We start from the raw sequence: 15758 nt of genomic DNA, 5'->3' as shown, positions 1-15758 counted from the left end.
TGACGAGTCAAAAAAGCGAAGGCATGATGGCCTCGCTCCCGCTAATCAGGGGCCCTGGCAAGGGCCTTCGAGGCGATGTTCGCACCTACCCCCGCGAACCGCTTCGTGTCTGTACCGCCCACAAGGTGTGTTTGACGAGGTTGTCGACTGGAACGAAGTTGTCCCGAGGGACGGAAGCGTAATTAGGTAACCCGGCACCACACTGATGTTCGTACCAAGGCCCACGACGCCCGAATGCGCCCGCAGTTTCGCCTTTACCTGCTCACTTCCCCTCGAGCCCATCGTTCACCCCGTCGCCTCCCCCGCCGAACCGACTTGAGCTTCCTAGTCTCTGGTCAGCGAGCGCACGAATATTCCACCGCAGAACAACTTTTCATAAAGACGCGACGAGGTTTATCTCCATGGCACTGACACGCGAACAGCAAATTGCAGCCCTCGAAAAAGACTGGGCTGAAAACCCGCGCTGGAAAGGCGTGACACGCACTTACTCCGCTGCTGACGTCGTCCGTCTGCGTGGCTCGGTTCAACCTGAGCACACCTTTGCAAAAATGGGCGCCGAGAAGCTGTGGAACCTGGTCACCCAGGGTGCCAAGCCAGCCTTCCGCCCAGAGAAAGATTTCGTCAACTGCATGGGCGCCCTGACCGGTGGCCAGGCTGTACAACAAGTCAAAGCCGGCATCCAGGCCATCTACCTGTCGGGCTGGCAAGTGGCTGCGGACAACAACTCCGCCGAATCGATGTACCCAGATCAGTCGCTGTACCCGGTGGACTCGGTTCCAACCGTGGTCAAGCGCATCAACAACTCGTTCCGTCGTGCTGACCAGATCCAGTGGAAAGCCGGTAAAGGCCCGGGCGATGAAGGCTACATCGACTACTTCGCACCAATCGTGGCTGACGCCGAAGCCGGTTTCGGCGGCGTACTGAACGCCTACGAGCTGATGAAGAGCATGATCGAAGCAGGCGCCGCCGGCGTTCACTTCGAAGACCAACTGGCTTCCGTGAAAAAATGCGGCCACATGGGCGGCAAGGTACTGGTTCCTACCCAGGAAGCCGTACAGAAGCTGACCGCTGCCCGCCTGGCGGCCGACGTTGCTGGCGTACCGACCATCATCCTGGCCCGTACCGATGCCAACGCCGCTGACCTGCTGACCAGCGACTGCGACCCGTACGACCAGCCATTCGTGACTGGCGAACGTACCCAGGAAGGCTTCTACAAAGTGCGCGCCGGCCTGGACCAGGCGATCGCTCGCGGCCTGGCCTACGCGCCGTACGCCGACCTGATCTGGTGCGAAACCGCCAAGCCTGATCTGGAAGAAGCTCGTCGTTTCGCCGAAGCGATCAAGAAGGAATACCCGGACCAGATCCTGTCCTACAACTGCTCGCCTTCCTTCAACTGGAAGAAAAACCTGGACGACGCGACCATCGCCAAGTTCCAGCGCGAATTGTCCGCCATGGGTTACAAGCACCAGTTCATCACCCTGGCCGGCATTCACAACATGTGGCACAGCATGTTCAACCTGGCGCACGACTACGCCCGCAACGACATGACTGCCTACGTGAAGCTGCAAGAGCAAGAGTTCGCTGACGCCGCCAAGGGCTACACCTTCGTGGCTCACCAGCAGGAAGTGGGCACCGGCTACTTCGACGACATGACCACCGTAATCCAGGGTGGCTCGTCCTCGGTAACCGCGCTGACCGGTTCGACTGAAGAAGAACAGTTCCACTGATTCTCTTCATCTGAGTCAACGGCCGCTGCGGACTGAATAGAAAGCTAACCGCAGTGCCGCACATCTGACGCCCCGACTGGTTCGGGGCGTTTTTTTGCCTGCGACTCAACAAACACCACAAAACTCTGTAGGAGCTGACGAGTGAAACGAGGCTGCGATCTTTTGATTTTTCTTAGAAGCAAGATCAAAAGATCGCAGCCTCGTTTCACTCGTCAGCTCCTAAAGTAATGCCCATATAAGACAACTTCCCGAGTACCCGAGGGATAAGCAGTTTGAAAACCACCACAAACAATATTGATTATCATTTAGCTGCAACTATGTTCGTTACATTCCCTACAAAACATAATTCCCGAAAAGCCGGCTAATGCCCGCAACGCATGGGCTACAGGGCTTCGCAGGCTCGCTATGTCCTTATTCCTATAAATAATTTCGCTATAGGAATTTTACTTGCCGGGTGTTTAGCCATAAAATCAGCGGGATTGATTGCTGCGACATATCGTCACTGCTTTGTTTCTTTTTCAAGCTCAGAGACCTTTGCTCTCTGTTAAGGATTACCAGCATGCCCGAAGCGACAGGACTCATGGCCCACAACTGGGGCTTTGCCATTTTCCTTCTGGGCGTTGTCGGCCTCTGTGCCTTCATGCTCGGCGTCTCCAGCCTCCTCGGGTCAAAAGCCTGGGGCCGCAGCAAAAACGAACCGTTCGAGTCCGGCATGCTACCTACAGGTGGCGCCCGCTTGCGGCTCTCAGCCAAATTCTATCTGGTCGCGATGCTCTTCGTGATCTTCGATATCGAAGCCCTCTTTCTCTTTGCCTGGTCTGTGTCCGTCCGCGAAAGCGGCTGGACCGGATTCGTCGAAGCTCTCGTTTTCATAGCAATTCTGTTGGCAGGTCTTGTCTACCTATTCCGAGTGGGCGCCCTTGATTGGGCTCCGGAAGCTCGGCGCAAGCGGCAAGCGAAGCTGAAACAATGAGGCTTTGGCAATGCAATACAATCTCACCAGGATCGACCCCGATGCTCCTAACGAGCAGTATCCGATTGGCCAACGGGAAACCGTTTCCGATCCGTTAGAAGATCAAGTCCACAAAAACATTTTCATGGGCAAGCTCGAAGACGTGCTTAACGGCACGATCAACTGGGGGCGCAAGAACTCTCTGTGGCCGTATAACTTCGGTCTTTCGTGCTGCTACGTGGAAATGACCACCGCCTTCACGGCGCCCCACGACATCGCGCGCTTTGGCGCCGAAGTTATCCGGGCATCACCGCGCCAGGCGGATTTCATGGTTATCGCCGGTACCTGCTTCGTCAAGATGGCGCCGATCATCCAGCGTCTCTACGAGCAAATGCTCGAGCCGAAGTGGGTCATCTCCATGGGTTCGTGTGCCAACTCCGGTGGCATGTACGACATCTACTCCGTCGTTCAAGGGGTGGACAAGTTCCTGCCCGTGGACGTCTACGTGCCTGGCTGCCCGCCTCGCCCTGAAGCTTTCCTGCAAGGCCTGATGCTGTTGCAGGAGTCGATTGGCCAGGAGCGTCGCCCACTTTCCTGGGTCGTTGGCGATCAAGGCGTGTATCGCGCCGAGATGCCTTCTGAAAAGGAAAAGCGCCGCGAACAGCGTATTCAGGTGACCAACCTGCGCAGCCCCGACGAAGTCTGATCCAGTTCCGCTGTTTCAAAGAAACGAAAAACTGGCTTCATTCTTTACGTTGACCGAAAGCGATAAATAACCATGACTACAGGCAGTGCTCTGTACATCCCGCCTTACAAGGCAGACGACCAGGATGTGGTCGTCGAACTGAACAACCGTTTTGGCCCCGAGGCATTCACCGCCCAGCCTACCCGCACCGGCATGCCGGTGCTTTGGGTTGCCCGCGCCAAACTCGTCGAAGTCCTGACCTTCCTGCGCAACCTGCCCAAGCCGTACGTCATGCTCTATGACCTGCACGGCGTGGACGAGCGTCTGCGCACCAAGCGTCAAGGGCTGCCCAACGGCGTCGACTTCTCCGTGTTCTATCACCTGATGTCGATCGAACGTAATAGTGACGTCATGATCAAGGTCGCCTTGTCCGAGAGCGACCTCAGCCTGCCTTCCGTCACCAGCATCTGGCCGAACGCCAACTGGTACGAGCGTGAAGTCTGGGACATGTACGGCATCGACTTCAAAGGTCACCCGCACCTGTCGCGCATCATGATGCCGCCGACCTGGGAAGGTCACCCGCTGCGCAAGGACTTCCCGGCCCGCGCCACCGAGTTCGACCCGTTCAGCCTGACCCTGGCCAAGCAACAGCTCGAGGAAGAAGCCGCGCGTTTCAAGCCGGAAGACTGGGGCATGAAGCGTTCCGGCCCGAACGAGGACTACATGTTCCTCAACCTGGGTCCCAACCACCCTTCGGCGCACGGTGCGTTCCGCATCATCCTGCAGCTGGACGGTGAAGAGATCGTCGACTGCGTCCCGGACATCGGCTACCACCACCGTGGCGCCGAGAAGATGGCCGAGCGTCAGTCCTGGCACAGCTTCATCCCGTACACCGACCGTATCGACTACCTCGGCGGCGTGATGAACAACCTGCCGTACGTGCTCTCGGTCGAGAAGCTGGCCGGCATCAAGGTGCCGGAGAAAGTCGACGTCATCCGCATCATGATGGCCGAGTTCTTCCGGATCACCAGCCACCTGCTGTTCCTGGGTACCTACATCCAGGACGTTGGCGCCATGACCCCGGTGTTCTTCACCTTTACCGACCGTCAGCGCGCCTACACCGTGATCGAAGCCATCACCGGTTTCCGTCTGCACCCGGCCTGGTACCGCATCGGCGGTGTCGCCCACGACCTGCCACGCGGCTGGGAAAAGCTGGTCAAGGACTTCGTCGAGTGGATGCCAAAGCGTCTGGACGAATACCAGAAAGCCGCCCTGGACAACAGCATCCTGCGCGGCCGGACCATCGGCGTCGCCGACTACAACACCAAGCAAGCCCTGGAATGGGGCGTCACCGGTGCGGGCCTGCGTTCGACCGGTTGCGACTTCGACCTGCGTAAAGCGCGTCCATACTCGGGCTACGAGAACTTCGAATTCGAAGTGCCGCTGGCGGCCAATGGCGATGCCTACGACCGTTGCATTGTGCGCGTGGAAGAAATGCGCCAGAGCATCCGGATCATCGACCAGTGCCTGCGCAACATGCCGGAAGGCCCGTACAAGGCGGATCACCCGCTGACCACGCCGCCGCCGAAAGAGCGCACCCTGCAGCACATCGAAACCTTGATCACGCACTTCCTGCAAGTTTCGTGGGGCCCGGTCATGCCGGCCAACGAATCCTTCCAGATGATCGAAGCGACCAAGGGCATCAACAGTTATTACCTGACGAGCGATGGCGGCACCATGAGCTACCGCACCCGGATCCGTACCCCAAGCTTCGCCCACCTGCAGCAGATCCCTTCGGTGATCAAAGGCAGCATGGTCGCGGACTTGATCGCGTACCTGGGTAGTATCGATTTCGTTATGGCCGACGTGGACCGCTAAGCATGAACAGCACGCTTATCCAGACAGACCGTTTCACCCTGAGTGAAACCGAGCGCTCGGCCATCGAGCACGAGCTGCATCACTACGAAGACCCGCGCGCGGCGTCCATCGAAGCCCTGAAGATCGTCCAGAAGGAACGTGGCTGGGTGCCGGACGGCGCCCTGTACGCCATCGGCGAAATCCTCGGCATCCCGGCCAGCGACGTCGAAGGCGTGGCGACCTTCTATAGTCAGATCTTCCGTCAGCCGGTGGGTCGTCACATCATTCGCGTCTGCGACAGCATGGTCTGCTACATCGGCGGCCACGAGTCCGTGGTCAGCGAAATCCAGAGCAAGCTGGGCATCGGCCTGGGCCAGACCACCGCCGACGGTCGCTTCACCCTGTTGCCGGTCTGCTGCCTCGGCAACTGCGACAAGGCACCAGCGCTGATGATCGACGACGACACGTTCGGCGACGTGCAGCCTGCCGGCGTTGCCAAATTGCTCGAGGGCTACGTATGACCCTGACTTCCTTCGGTCCTGCCAACCGCATCAAGCGTTCGGCCGAGACTCACCCGCTCACCTGGCGCCTGCGTGATGACGGCGAAGCCGTCTGGCTCGACGAGTACCAGGCCAAGAACGGTTACGCTGCTGCGCGCAAGGCCTTCGCCGACATGGCCCAGGACGACATCGTCCAGACCGTGAAAGACTCCGGCCTCAAGGGTCGTGGCGGTGCAGGCTTCCCCACGGGCGTGAAGTGGGGGCTGATGCCCAAAGACGAATCCATCAACATCCGTTACCTGCTGTGCAACGCGGATGAAATGGAGCCCAACACCTGGAAAGACCGCATGCTGATGGAGCAACTGCCCCATCTGCTGATCGAAGGCATGCTGATCAGTGCCCGCGCGCTGAAAACCTACCGTGGCTACATCTTCCTGCGTGGCGAGTACACCACCGCCGCCAAGCACTTGAACCGTGCCGTGGAAGAAGCCAAGGCAGCCGGTCTTTTGGGCAAGAACATCCTGGGCAGCGGTTTCGATTTCGAGCTGTTCGTCCACACCGGCGCCGGGCGTTACATTTGCGGTGAAGAAACCGCACTGATCAACTCCCTCGAAGGCCGCCGCGCCAACCCGCGCTCCAAGCCGCCCTTCCCTGCCGCCGTTGGCGTGTGGGGCAAGCCGACCTGCGTGAACAACGTCGAAACCCTGTGCAACGTCCCGGCGATCATCGCCGACGGCGTGGACTGGTACAAATCGTTGGCTCGCGAAGGCAGTGAAGACATGGGCACCAAGCTCATGGGCTTCTCCGGCAAGGTCAAGAACCCGGGCCTGTGGGAACTGCCGTTCGGCGTCACCGGTCGCGAGCTGTTCGAAGACTACGCCGGCGGCATGCGCGACGGTTACCAGCTCAAGGCCTGGCAGCCCGGCGGCGCCGGTACCGGCTTCCTGTTGCCGGAACACCTGGATGCACAAATGTATGCCGGCGGCATCGCCAAAGTGGGCACCCGTATGGGTACCGGCCTGGCCATGGCGGTGGACGACAGCATCAACATGGTGTCCCTGCTGCGCAACATGGAACAGTTCTTCGCTCGCGAGTCCTGTGGTTTCTGCACCCCTTGCCGTGACGGTTTGCCATGGAGCGTCAAGCTCCTGATGGCGATCGAGAACGGTCAAGGGCAAGCCGGCGACATCGAGACCCTGCTGGGTCTGGTGAACTTCCTCGGCCCAGGCAAGACCTTCTGTGCTCACGCACCGGGCGCCGTGGAGCCGTTGGGCAGCGCAATCAAATACTTCCGCCACGAGTTCGAAGCCGGCATCGCGCCTACCAGCGCCGCCGTCCCGCCTCTGGCAAAGCCGATCGTAGTCGGCGCGTAAACGCTTAAAGAAGCGAAGGGTCCGTGCCCTTCGCTTTTCGTGCGATGACGCCTTCACCGGCTGTGTTGATTCGCACGGATGACAAGATTCCATTAGCCACGCCCGCTGACACCGGGCCAACGAAGAACTTTGAACCATGGCCACTATCCACGTAGACGGCAAAGCGCTCGAAGTCGACGGGGCAGACAACCTGTTACAGGCATGTCTGTCGCTAGGCCTCGATATTCCGTATTTCTGCTGGCACCCTGCCCTGGGCAGCGTTGGCGCTTGCCGCCAATGCGCGGTCAAGCAGTACACCGACGAAAACGACACCCGTGGTCGTATCGTCATGTCCTGCATGACCCCTGCCACCGACAACACCTGGATCTCCATCGACGATGAAGAATCCAAGGCCTTCCGCGCCAGCGTCGTTGAATGGCTGATGACCAACCACCCTCACGACTGCCCGGTCTGTGAGGAAGGTGGTCACTGCCACCTGCAAGACATGACGGTGATGACCGGCCACAACGAGCGCCGTTATCGCTTCACCAAGCGTACCCACCAGAACCAGCAACTGGGCCCGTTCATTTCCCACGAAATGAACCGCTGCATCGCTTGCTACCGCTGCGTGCGCTTCTATAAGGATTACGCCGGCGGCACCGACCTGGGCGTATTCGGCGCCCACGACAACGTGTATTTCGGTCGCGTTGAAGACGGCACCCTGGAAAGCGAGTTCTCCGGCAACCTCACCGAGGTCTGCCCGACCGGTGTGTTCACCGACAAGACTCACTCCGAGCGCTACAACCGCAAGTGGGACATGCAGTTCTCACCGAGCATCTGCCATGGCTGCTCCAGCGGTTGCAACATCTCCCCGGGCGAACGTTACGGCGAACTGCGTCGCATCGAGAACCGCTACAACGGTTCGGTGAACCAGTACTTCCTGTGCGACCGTGGCCGTTTCGGCTATGGCTACGTCAACCGCAAGGACCGTCCGCGTCAGCCGCTGCTGGCCAACGGCGCCAAGCTGAGCCTCGACGAAGCACTGGATAAAGCCGCCGACCTGCTGCGCGGTCGCAACATCGTCGGTATCGGTTCGCCACGCGCCAGCCTCGAAAGCAACTACGCGTTGCGCGAACTGGTCGGCGCCGAGCACTTCTACTCCGGTATCGAAGCCTCCGAGCTGGAACGCATCCGTCTGGTACTGCAGGTTCTGAAAGACAGCCCGCTGCCTGTGCCGAACATGCGCGACATCGAAGACCACGACGCTGTGTTCGTCCTCGGTGAAGACCTGACCCAAACTGCCGCCCGTATGGCCCTGGCCCTGCGTCAGTCGGTCAAAGGTAAAGCTGAAGACATGGCCGACGCCATGCGCGTCCAGCCTTGGCTTGACGCCGCGGTGAAGAACATCGGTCAGCACGCGCTGAACCCGCTGTTCATCGCCAGCCTGGCTGAAACCAAGCTCGACGACATCGCCGAAGAGTGCGTTCACGCCGCTCCCGACGACCTGGCCCGCATCGGTTTCGCCGTGGCTCACGCCCTCGACGCCAGCGCACCAGCCGTTGAAGGCCTGGACGCTGAAGCCCAGGAGCTTGCCAAGCGCATCGCCGACGCCCTGCTCGCGGCCAAGCGCCCACTGATCATCGCCGGTACGTCCCTGGGCTCCAAAGCCTTGATCGAAGCCGCCGCGAACATCGCCAAGGCCCTGAAGCTGCGCGAGAAGAACGGTTCGATCAGCCTGATCGTGCCAGAGGCCAACAGCCTGGGCCTTGCCATGCTCGGTGGCGAATCGGTCGACGCTGCGCTGCAGGCCGTGATCGATGGTAAAGCCGACGCCGTCGTCGTGCTGGAAAACGATCTGTACACCCGTACCGACAAAGCCCGTGTCGATGCCGCCCTGACTGCCGCGAAAGTGGTGATCGTGGCTGACCACCAAAAGACCGCCACCAGCGATCGCGCGCACCTGCTCCTGCCAGCCGCCAGCTTCGCCGAAGGCGACGGTACCCTGGTGAGCCAGGAAGGCCGCGCCCAGCGCTTCTTCCAGGTCTTCGACCCGCAATACATGGACGCCAGCATCCTGGTCCACGAAGGCTGGCGCTGGCTGCATGCCCTGCGTGCGACCTTGCTGAACAAGCCGATCGACTGGACGCAACTGGACCATGTCACCGCTGCCGTGGCTTCGAGCACCGCGCAACTGGCCGGCATCGTCGACGCCGCACCGTCCGCCGCGTTCCGCATCAAAGGCATGAAACTGGCTCGTGAACCGCTGCGCTACTCCGGTCGTACCGCCATGCGCGCCGACATCAGCGTGCACGAACCGCGTACCCCGCAGGACAAAGACACCGCGTTCGCCTTCTCCATGGAAGGTTACTCGGGCTCGGCAGAACCGCGTCAGCAAGTGCCATTCGCCTGGTCTCCGGGCTGGAACTCGCCGCAAGCCTGGAACAAGTTCCAGGACGAAGTCGGTGGTCACATCCGCGCTGGCGACCCGGGCACCCGCCTGATCGAAAGCACCGGTGACTCGCTGAACTGGTTTGCCGCTGTTCCACGCGCGTTCAACCCGGCTCCAGGCACCTGGCAGGCCGTGCCGTTCTTCCACCTGTTCGGCAGCGAAGAAAACTCTTCGAAAGCCGCGCCGGTCCAGGAACGCATTCCAGCTGCCTACGTCGCTCTGGCCAAGTCCGAAGCCGACCGCCTGGGTGTCAACGACGGTGCCATGCTGAGCTTGAACGTGGCGGGCCAGACCCTGCGTCTGCCGCTGCGCATCAACGAAGAGCTGGGCGCAGGTCTTGTGGCACTGCCTGCGGGCATCGCCGGCATTCCACCGGCAATCTTTGGCAAATCCGTTGACGGTCTGCAGGAGGCAGCTCAATGACCTGGTTCACTCCTGAAGTGATCGACATCATCATCGCGATCCTCAAGGCCGTGGTGATCCTGCTGGCCGTGGTGATCTGCGGCGCCCTGCTCAGCTGGGTCGAGCGTCGTCTGCTCGCCCTCTGGCAGGACCGTTACGGTCCGAACCGTGTCGGTCCGTTCGGTGCGTTCCAGATCGCCGCCGACATGATCAAGATGTTCTTCAAGGAAGACTGGACGCCTCCATTCGCCGACAAGATGATCTTCACCCTGGCACCGGTAGTCGCCATGAGCGCCCTGCTGATTGCCTTCGCGATCATCCCGATCACCCCGACCTGGGGCGTGGCGGACATCAACATCGGCATCCTGTTCTTCTTCGCCATGGCGGGCCTTTCGGTCTACGCGGTGCTGTTCGCCGGTTGGTCGAGTAACAACAAGTTCGCCCTGCTCGGCAGCCTGCGGGCGTCGGCTCAGACCGTGTCGTACGAAGTGTTCATGGGCCTGTCGCTGATGGGCATCGTGATCCAGGTCGGCTCGTTCAACATGCGCGACATCGTCGAGTATCAAGCCCAGAACCTGTGGTTCATCATTCCGCAGATCTTCGGTTTCCTGACCTTCTTCATCGCTGGCGTCGCCGTGACTCACCGTCACCCGTTCGACCAGCCGGAAGCGGAACAGGAACTGGCCGACGGTTACCACATTGAATACGCCGGCATGAAATGGGGCATGTTCTTCGTCGGCGAGTACATCGGCATCGTGTTGATTTCGGCGCTGCTGGTGACCTTGTTCTTCGGTGGCTGGCACGGTCCGTTCGGCATCCTGCCGCAGATCCCGTTCATCTGGTTCGCACTGAAAACCGCTTTCTTCATCATGATGTTCATCCTGTTGCGCGCTTCGATTCCGCGCCCACGTTATGACCAAGTGATGGATTTCAGCTGGAAGTTCTGCCTGCCGCTGACCCTCGTCAACATGCTGGTGACCGCTGCGATCGTGTTGCTCAACACGCCCGCCGTCGCGGCTCAGTGAGGATAGAGAATCATGAAGTACATATTTGACATCGTGCATGGCCTCTACACCCAGCTTCGCAGCCTGGTGATGATTTTCGGCCACGCCTTCCGCAAGCGCGACACGCTGCAGTACCCGGAAGAACCGGTCTACCTGCCGCCGCGCTACCGTGGCCGTATCGTCCTGACCCGCGACCCCGACGGTGAAGAGCGCTGCGTAGCCTGCAACCTGTGCGCCGTGGCTTGCCCGGTCGGTTGCATCTCGCTGCAGAAAGCTGAAACCGAAGACGGTCGCTGGTACCCGGACTTCTTCCGCATCAACTTCTCGCGCTGCATTTTCTGCGGCCTCTGCGAGGAAGCCTGCCCGACCACCGCGATCCAGCTGACACCGGATTTCGAAATGGCCGAGTTCAAACGTCAGGACCTGGTGTACGAGAAAGAAGATCTGCTGATCTCCGGCCCCGGCAAAAACCCTGATTACAACTTCTATCGTGTTGCAGGTATGGCCATTGCCGGTAAGCCGAAAGGCTCCGCGCAGAATGAAGCCGAACCGATCAACGTGAAGAGCTTGCTGCCTTAAGGAAGAAAGATGGAATTCGCTTTCTATTTCGCATCGGGTATCGCGGTTGTGTCCACGCTTCGCGTGATCACCAACACCAACCCTGTGCACGCCCTGCTCTACCTGATCATTTCGCTGATTGCCGTGGCGATGACGTTCTTCGCCCTCGGCGCACCGTTCGCCGGTGTCCTGGAAGTGATCGCCTACGCTGGCGCCATCATGGTGCTGTTCGTGTTCGTGGTGATGATGCTGAACCTGGGCCCGGCCTCGGTTCAGCAAGAGCGCGTCTGGCTCAAACCCGGTATCTGGGGCGGCCCGGTCGCGCTCGCGGCCTTGCTGCTGGTTGAACTGCTGTATGTGCTGTTCTCCCACCAGAGCGGCCAAGCCGTCGGCCACACCACCGTAGACGCCAAGGCCGTGGGCATCAGCCTGTTCGGTCCGTACCTGCTGGTGGTCGAACTCGCCTCGATGCTGCTGCTCGCTGCAGCCGTCACGGCGTTCCACTTGGGCCGCAACGAAGCCAAGGAGCAATGACGATGCCTGCTATCCCCATGGAGCATGGTCTGGCGGTCGCCGGCATCCTGTTCTGCCTCGGTCTGGTTGGCCTGATGGTCCGCCGCAACATCCTTTTCGTGCTGATGAGCCTGGAGGTCATGATGAATGCCTCCGCGTTGGCGTTCATCGTTGCCGGTAGCCGCTGGGCGCAACCAGATGGACAGATCATGTTCATCCTGGTGATCAGCCTTGCAGCCGCCGAGGCCAGTATCGGCCTGGCAATCCTGCTGCAACTGTATCGCCGCTTCCACACGCTCGATATTGACGCTGCCAGTGAGATGCGCGGATGAATCTTCTCTATCTGACTTTCGTATTCCCTCTCATTGGTTTCCTGCTGCTGTCGTTCTCCCGTGGACGCCTCTCGGAAAACCTCTCGGCGCTGATCGGCGTCGGCTCTGTCGGCCTGTCTGCCATCGTCGCGGCTTACGTGATCTGGCAATTCAACGTCGCGCCACCTGAAGGCGGCCACTACACCCTGGTGTTGTGGCAGTGGATGGCGGTGGAAGGCTTCAAGCCTAACTTCGCGCTGTACCTGGATGGTCTGTCCCTGACCATGCTCGGTGTGGTGGTTGGCGTTGGCTTCCTGATCCACCTGTTCGCGTCCTGGTACATGCGCGGTGAAGCCGGTTACTCGCGCTTCTTCGCCTACACCAACCTGTTTATCGCCAGCATGCTGTTCCTGGTGCTGGGCGATAACCTGTTGTTCCTGTACTTCGGCTGGGAAGGCGTGGGTCTGTGCTCGTACCTGTTGATCGGTTTCTACTACAGCAACCGCAACAACGGTAACGCCGCACTCAAAGCCTTCATCGTGACCCGCATCGGCGACGTGTTCATGGCTATCGGCCTGTTCATCCTGTTCGCCCAACTGGGCACCCTGAACGTCCAGGAACTGTTGGTGCTGGCACCGCAGAAATTCCAGGCCGGCGACTTCTGGATGGTCATGGCCACCCTGATGCTGCTGGGCGGTGCGGTCGGTAAATCCGCGCAACTGCCGCTGCAAACCTGGCTGGCGGACGCGATGGCCGGTCCTACCCCGGTTTCGGCACTGATCCACGCCGCAACCATGGTGACCGCGGGTGTCTACCTGATCGCCCGTACCCATGGCCTGTTCACCCTGGCGCCGGAAATCCTGCACCTGGTCGGCATCGTTGGTGGCGTGACCCTGGTCCTGGCCGGTTTCGCCGCCCTGGTCCAGACCGACATCAAGCGTATCCTCGCCTACTCGACCATGAGCCAGATCGGCTACATGTTCCTGGCCCTGGGCGTTGGCGCCTGGGACGGCGCGATCTTCCACCTGATGACCCACGCCTTCTTCAAGGCCCTGTTGTTCCTTGCCTCCGGTGCGGTGATCGTTGCCTGCCACCACGAGCAGGACATCTTCAAGATGGGTGGCCTGTGGAAGAAACTGCCTCTGGCCTACGCCAGCTTCATCGTCGGCGGCGCGGCCCTGGCGGCCCTGCCACTGGTGACCGCCGGCTTCTACTCCAAGGACGAAATCCTCTGGGAAGCATTCGCCAGCGGCAACCATGGCCTGCTCTACGCCGGTCTGGTCGGTGCGTTCATGACCTCGCTGTACACCTTCCGCCTGATCTTCATCGCGTTCCACGGTGAAGCGAAGACCGAAGCCCACGCCGGCCACGGCATTGCTCACTGGCTGCCACTGTCGGTACTGATCGTATTGTCCACCGCCATCGGCGCGATGATCGTTCCACCACTGCACGGTGTACTGCCGGAAAGCGTCGGCCATGCCGGCGGCGAAGCCAAGCACAGTCTGGAAATCGCTTCGGGCGCTATCGCCCTGGCGGGTATCCTGCTGGCCGCGCTGCTGTTCCTCGGCAAGCGTCGCTTCGTGACCGCCATCGCCAACAGCGGCATCGGTCGCTTCCTGTCGACCTGGTGGTTCGCTGCCTGGGGCTTCGACTGGATCTACGACAAACTGTTCGTCAAGCCATACCTGGCGATCAGCCACATCCTGCGCAAAGACCCGCTCGACCAGACCATCGGTCTGATCCCGCGCATGGCCAAGGGTGGTCACACCGCCCTGAGCCGTACCGAGACAGGTCAACTGCGTTGGTATGCCGCCTCGATGGCTGCTGGTGCCGTGCTGGTTATCGGCGCCGTCGTGCTGGTAGCGGTCTGATATGAACCTTGCGAACTTGCGAAAGGAATTGAGCCCGTCATGATTCTGCCTTGGCTAATCCTGATCCCCTTCATCGGCGGCCTGCTGTGCTGGCTGGGTGAGCGCTTCGGCGCCACCCTCCCCCGCTGGATTGCGCTGATCACCATGTCCCTGTTGCTCGCCCTCGGCCTCTGGCTGTGGGCCCACGGTGACTATTCGTTTGCCCCGGCGCCTGGCGCCGATCCGACCTGGGCGCTTGAGTTCAAGCACGTCTGGATCCAGCGCTTCGGCATCAACGTGCACCTGGCCCTCGACGGCCTGTCGCTGTTGATGATCATGCTGACCGGCCTGCTGGGTGTCCTCTCGGTACTCTGCTCCTGGAAAGAGATTCAGCGTCACGTGGGCTTCTTCCACCTGAACCTGATGTGGATCCTGGGCGGTGTCGTCGGCGTGTTCCTGGCCCTCGACCTGTTCATGTTCTTCTTCTTCTGGGAAATGATGCTGGTGCCGATGTACTTCCTCATCGCGCTCTGGGGTCACAGTTCTTCGGACGGCAAGAAAACCCGGATCTACGCGGCGACCAAGTTCTTCATCTTCACTCAGGCTTCCGGCCTGATCATGTTGGTGGCGATCCTGGGCCTGGTACTGGTCAACTTCAACGACACCGGCGTGATTACCTTCAACTACGCCGACCTGTTGAAAACCAAGATGTCGGCCGGCACCGAGTACATCCTGATGCTCGGCTTCTTCATCGCCTTCGCGGTGAAACTGCCGGTCGTGCCGTTCCACTCCTGGTTGCCTGACGCTCACGCCCAGGCGCCAACCGCAGGTTCCGTGGACCTGGCCGGTATCTTGCTGAAAACCGCTGCCTACGGCCTGCTGCGTTTCGCCCTGCCGCTGTTCCCGAATGCCTCGGCCGAGTTCGCGCCGTTCGCCATGACCCTGGGTCTGATCGGGATCTTCTACGGTGCGTTCCTGGCGTTCGCGCAAACCGACATCAAGCGTCTGATTGCCTTCTCGTCCGTTTCCCACATGGGCTTCGTACTGATCGGCATCTACTCCGGCAGCCAACTGGCGCTGCAAGGCGCTGTGATGCAAATGCTGGCGCACGGTCTGTCCGCTGCCGCACTCTTTATCCTGAGCGGCCAGCTGTACGAACGCACCCACACCCGCGACATGCGTGAAATGGGTGGCCTGTGGTCGAAGATCGCTTACCTGCCGGCCATCAGCCTGTTCTTCGCAGCCGCCTCCCTGGGTCTGCCGGGCACTGGTAACTTCGTCGGTGAGTTCCTGATCCTGATCGGCACCTTCCCGTTCGCGCCATGGGTCACCATCATCGCCACGTCGGGCCTGGTGTTCGGTTCGGTCTACTCGCTGATCATGATCCACCGTGCGTACTTCGGTCCGGCCAAGTCGGACGCGGTCATGCACGGCATGGACGGTCGCGAAATGATCATGGTGGTCGGTCTGGCAGCGCTGCTGATCTACATCGGCGTCTACCCGCAACCGTTCCTCGACACCTCTGCCGCTACGATGCATGGCGTGCAGCAGTGGCTCGGCACCGCCTTCACTCAACTCGCTTCGGCCCGGTAAGAGCG

The 15758-nt window shown here is 60.5% G+C and carries 13 protein-coding genes; all 13 read left to right on the top strand.

All coding sequences use genetic code 11. From position 1 onward, the window contains the following. Positions 1-401 precede the first annotated feature (401 nt). The 13 genes from aceA to nuoM all read left to right on the top strand — a co-directional run bounded on the left by aceA (position 402) and on the right by nuoM (position 15753). Entirely contained in the window at positions 402-1727 is a 1326-nt protein-coding gene (aceA, locus tag ABTV22_RS10925) for an isocitrate lyase (RefSeq protein WP_433740089.1), read from the top strand. 559 nt (positions 1728-2286) lie between these two features. Next, complete coding sequence (locus tag ABTV22_RS10920) at positions 2287-2700, top strand: NADH-quinone oxidoreductase subunit A (protein WP_003223812.1); 414 nt, start codon at positions 2287-2289, stop codon at positions 2698-2700. Positions 2701-2710: 10 nt separating this feature from the next. Beyond that, entirely contained in the window at positions 2711-3385 is a 675-nt protein-coding gene (locus ABTV22_RS10915; protein ID WP_433740087.1) for a NuoB/complex I 20 kDa subunit family protein, read from the top strand. A 72-nt stretch (positions 3386-3457) separates the two neighbouring features. After that, positions 3458-5242: an NADH-quinone oxidoreductase subunit C/D gene (gene nuoC / locus ABTV22_RS10910; RefSeq protein ID WP_433740085.1), complete on the top strand. Its 1785-nt coding sequence runs from the start codon at positions 3458-3460 to the stop codon at positions 5240-5242. A 2-nt stretch (positions 5243-5244) separates the two neighbouring features. Further along, positions 5245-5742 (top strand): NADH-quinone oxidoreductase subunit NuoE, encoded by a 498-nt coding sequence (nuoE, locus tag ABTV22_RS10905; protein WP_008020715.1) that lies wholly within the window; start codon positions 5245-5247, stop codon positions 5740-5742. Next, a complete protein-coding gene (gene nuoF / locus ABTV22_RS10900; RefSeq protein ID WP_433740082.1) occupies positions 5739-7094 on the top strand; it encodes an NADH-quinone oxidoreductase subunit NuoF in 1356 nt (451 codons plus the stop codon). Before nuoE ends, nuoF begins: the two co-directional genes overlap by 4 nt. A gap of 136 nt (positions 7095-7230) precedes the next feature. Further along, positions 7231-9945 (top strand): NADH-quinone oxidoreductase subunit NuoG, encoded by a 2715-nt coding sequence (gene nuoG / locus ABTV22_RS10895; protein WP_433740080.1) that lies wholly within the window; start codon positions 7231-7233, stop codon positions 9943-9945. Beyond that, positions 9942-10949 carry an NADH-quinone oxidoreductase subunit NuoH gene (gene nuoH, locus ABTV22_RS10890; RefSeq protein ID WP_433740078.1) on the top strand — a complete coding sequence of 336 codons (1008 nt, stop codon included), beginning with the start codon at positions 9942-9944 and terminating at the stop codon, positions 10947-10949. The genes nuoG and nuoH overlap by 4 nt, the downstream gene beginning before the upstream one ends. Before the next feature lie 12 nt (positions 10950-10961). Continuing rightward, the gene (gene nuoI, locus ABTV22_RS10885) at positions 10962-11507 is read left to right on the top strand and encodes an NADH-quinone oxidoreductase subunit NuoI (protein WP_178132024.1); all 546 of its coding nucleotides are present in this window, start codon (positions 10962-10964) and stop codon (positions 11505-11507) included. A gap of 9 nt (positions 11508-11516) precedes the next feature. After that, positions 11517-12020, top strand: a complete 504-nt coding sequence (gene nuoJ, locus ABTV22_RS10880) for an NADH-quinone oxidoreductase subunit J (protein ID WP_085718312.1) — start codon at positions 11517-11519, stop codon at positions 12018-12020. A gap of 2 nt (positions 12021-12022) precedes the next feature. Next, a complete protein-coding gene (nuoK, locus tag ABTV22_RS10875) occupies positions 12023-12331 on the top strand; it encodes an NADH-quinone oxidoreductase subunit NuoK (RefSeq protein WP_007946416.1) in 309 nt (102 codons plus the stop codon). Beyond that, positions 12328-14181: an NADH-quinone oxidoreductase subunit L gene (nuoL, locus tag ABTV22_RS10870; RefSeq protein WP_433740075.1), complete on the top strand. Its 1854-nt coding sequence runs from the start codon at positions 12328-12330 to the stop codon at positions 14179-14181. Before nuoK ends, nuoL begins: the two co-directional genes overlap by 4 nt. Positions 14182-14220: 39 nt before the next feature. Further along, positions 14221-15753, top strand: a complete 1533-nt coding sequence (gene nuoM / locus ABTV22_RS10865; RefSeq protein ID WP_433740073.1) for an NADH-quinone oxidoreductase subunit M — start codon at positions 14221-14223, stop codon at positions 15751-15753. Positions 15754-15758 lie beyond the last annotated feature (5 nt).

The organism is Pseudomonas putida (genome assembly GCF_050990305.1).
Lineage (GTDB): Bacteria > Pseudomonadota > Gammaproteobacteria > Pseudomonadales > Pseudomonadaceae > Aquipseudomonas > Aquipseudomonas putida_AH.
Note: the sequence above shows the minus strand (reverse complement) of the source record. Positions and strands in the feature narration are given on the sequence as shown.